This is a genomic window from Streptomyces sp. NPDC015125 (genome assembly GCF_043080045.1).
GTDB lineage: Bacteria > Actinomycetota > Actinomycetes > Streptomycetales > Streptomycetaceae > Streptomyces.
The window spans coordinates 1-2322 of sequence record NZ_JBIBVF010000048.1 but is presented as its reverse complement, the minus strand read 5'-3'; the positions used below and the strand labels follow the sequence as shown (position 1 = coordinate 2322).

Annotated in this window: 3 protein-coding genes; all 3 read left to right on the top strand. The window is 75.4% G+C overall.

All coding sequences use genetic code 11. From position 1 onward, the window contains the following. A partial coding sequence (locus ACF088_RS41180) for a bacterial transcriptional activator domain-containing protein (protein WP_392381115.1) occupies window positions 1-1105 on the top strand: 1105 nt, incomplete at its 5' end. After that, a complete protein-coding gene (locus ACF088_RS41175) occupies window positions 1102-1881 on the top strand; it encodes an A24 family peptidase (RefSeq protein WP_362098210.1) in 780 nt (259 codons plus the stop codon). The genes ACF088_RS41180 and ACF088_RS41175, both read left to right, overlap by 4 nt. Window positions 1882-1959: 78 nt before the next feature. Then, the coding region (locus ACF088_RS41170) for a radical SAM protein (protein ID WP_392381114.1) at window positions 1960-2322 on the top strand (363 nt) is incomplete at its 3' end.

Sequence of the window (2322 nt, the reverse complement as noted above, 5' to 3'; positions counted from 1 at the left end):
CCCGCACCTCGTCCTGCTCGCCGCCCAGCCCTCCGACGACGACGCGCTCAGGCTCGCCGAACTCGCCGCCGACGCCGGGCGGCTCGGCATCGGCTACCTCGTCGGCACCCGGGGCGCCGAACTGCCCGGCGCCGCCTGGGAGATGGAGATCACCGGCGAGGGCCGGCTGCTCGCGCCGCTGCTCGGGCTCGAACTGGACGCCCAGATGCTGCCGGCCGCCCAGCGGCGTGCCGTCGTCGAGCTGTTCACCGACGCCGATCCCGGCTCCGACCCCGAGGGCGGCCCCGGCCGGTCGGCCAACGCCCCGCCGTTCCTCGTCGACATCAGCGAGCAGGGCCGCCCCGCGGTGTACGCCCGCCTCGTCGGGTCGTACGAGATCATCGGCCTGGACACGCCCGACGGCGAGCGCAGCGCCCTGCTCCACGAGGCGCTCGCGCTGCTCCTGCTGCACCGCGAGGGCGTCCACCCGCGCGTGCTGTCCTCCGCGCTGTGGCCGCGCGGCGTGACGGCCGACGTGCGCGACGCGCTGCTGGAGCGGCTGCGGACCTGGCTCGGCTCCGACCCCGACGGGACGCCGCGGCTCGCCACCGACGCCACCGGACGGCTCACCCTCGCCAAGTCCGTCGTCTCCGATCTCGACGTGCTGCGCTCCCTCTACTACGAGGCCACGCAGGGCCGGGGCGTCGACAGCCGCCAGGTGCGCGGGCGGCTGCTCACCGACGCCCTGGTGCTGGTGCGCGGGCCGCTGCTCGCCGACCGGCCCGAGGGCCGCTACCGCTGGCTCACCCACGAGATCATCGACGCCCAGCTCCCGCTGCTCGTCGCCGACACCGGGCTGGCGCTGTCCGAGTTCCACCTGGAGCGGGACCGCGCGGAGAAGGCCATCGAGGCGCTGAACGCGGCCCTGCGCACGGCCCCCGCCGACGAGCGCCTGTGGCACGAGCTGCTGCGCGCCACCCACACCACCGGCGACCCCGACCGGCTGCGCGCCCTGGCCGCCGACCTCGTCAACCGCAGCGGGGCACGCGGGCTGCCGCCCCGCACCGAGGCGCTGCTCGACGAGTTGCTGCCGACCTGGCGCGAGGGCGTCTCCGCCGCCGGATGAGCATCGGAGCCGCCATCGACAGCGCCGTCGACACCGTCATCGACCCCGGCCTCCTGGTCGTCCTCGTCGCCGCGGTGTGGGGCGCGGCGACGGGCGCGCTGCTGCCCCGCGCGGCCTACCGGTTCTCCGCCCCGTCCGGGGAGGCGTGGCGCGAGCGGTGCCCGGACGGGCACCCCGTACGCGGCTGGCTCGGCCGGGCCCGCTGCGGGCAGTGCCCGGCCGATCAGGCGTCCTACGGCCCGCGCACCGCGTCCCTCGCCGTGGCCACCGCCCTCGTCTGCGCCGCCCTCGCCGCCGCCACCGGCACCCGGCCCGAGCTGGCCGTCTGGCTGCTGCTCGCCCCGGTCGGCGTGCTGCTGGCCGTCGTCGACCTGAAGGTACGGCGGCTGCCCGACCCGCTCACCCTGCCGCTCGCCGGGGCCGCACTCGTCCTGCTCGGCCTCACCGCGCTCCTGCCCGAGCACGCGGGGGAGTGGACCACCGCCCTGCTGGGCGCCCTCGCCCTGGGCGCCGGCTACCTCGTGCTGTTCCTCATCAACCCGGCCGGCATGGGCTTCGGCGACGTCAAGCTCGCCCTCACGGCCGGTGCCGTCCTCGGCTGGTACGGCTGGCCCACCCTGATGCTGGGCACCTTCGCCGGATTCCTGCTCGGCGCGCTCTACGGCGGCGCCCTCCTCGTCGCCCGGCGCGCGCACCGCAAGACGGCCATCCCCTTCGGCCCCTTCCTCATCGCGGGCGCCTTCCTCGGCGTCCTGGCCGGGGCCTACGCGGCCTGACCACGAGCGGGCAGAACGCCTGGCGTACGCTGGGCAGGTCCGTCCACAACCCTTACGAACCTTGCGAAAGGGACGCCGGTGACCGAGAAGGCCGACCTTCAGCCCATCCTCGACCGCGCCGCCGCCGGTGGGCGGATCACCCCCGAAGAGGCGCTCGTCCTCTATCGCGACGCCCCGCTGCACGCGCTGGGCGCCGCCGCCGACGCCGTACGCAGGCGCCGGTACGCGGGTACGGAGCAGATCGCGACGTACATCATCGAGCGCAACATCAACTACACGAACGTGTGCGTCACGGCGTGCAAGTTCTGCGCCTTCTACGCGGCCCCCAAGGACACCAAGAAGGGCTGGTCCCGCGACCTCGACGACATCCTGCGCCGCTGCGCGGAGACGGTCGAGCTGGGCGGCACGCAGATCATGTTCCAGGGCGGTCACCACCCGGAC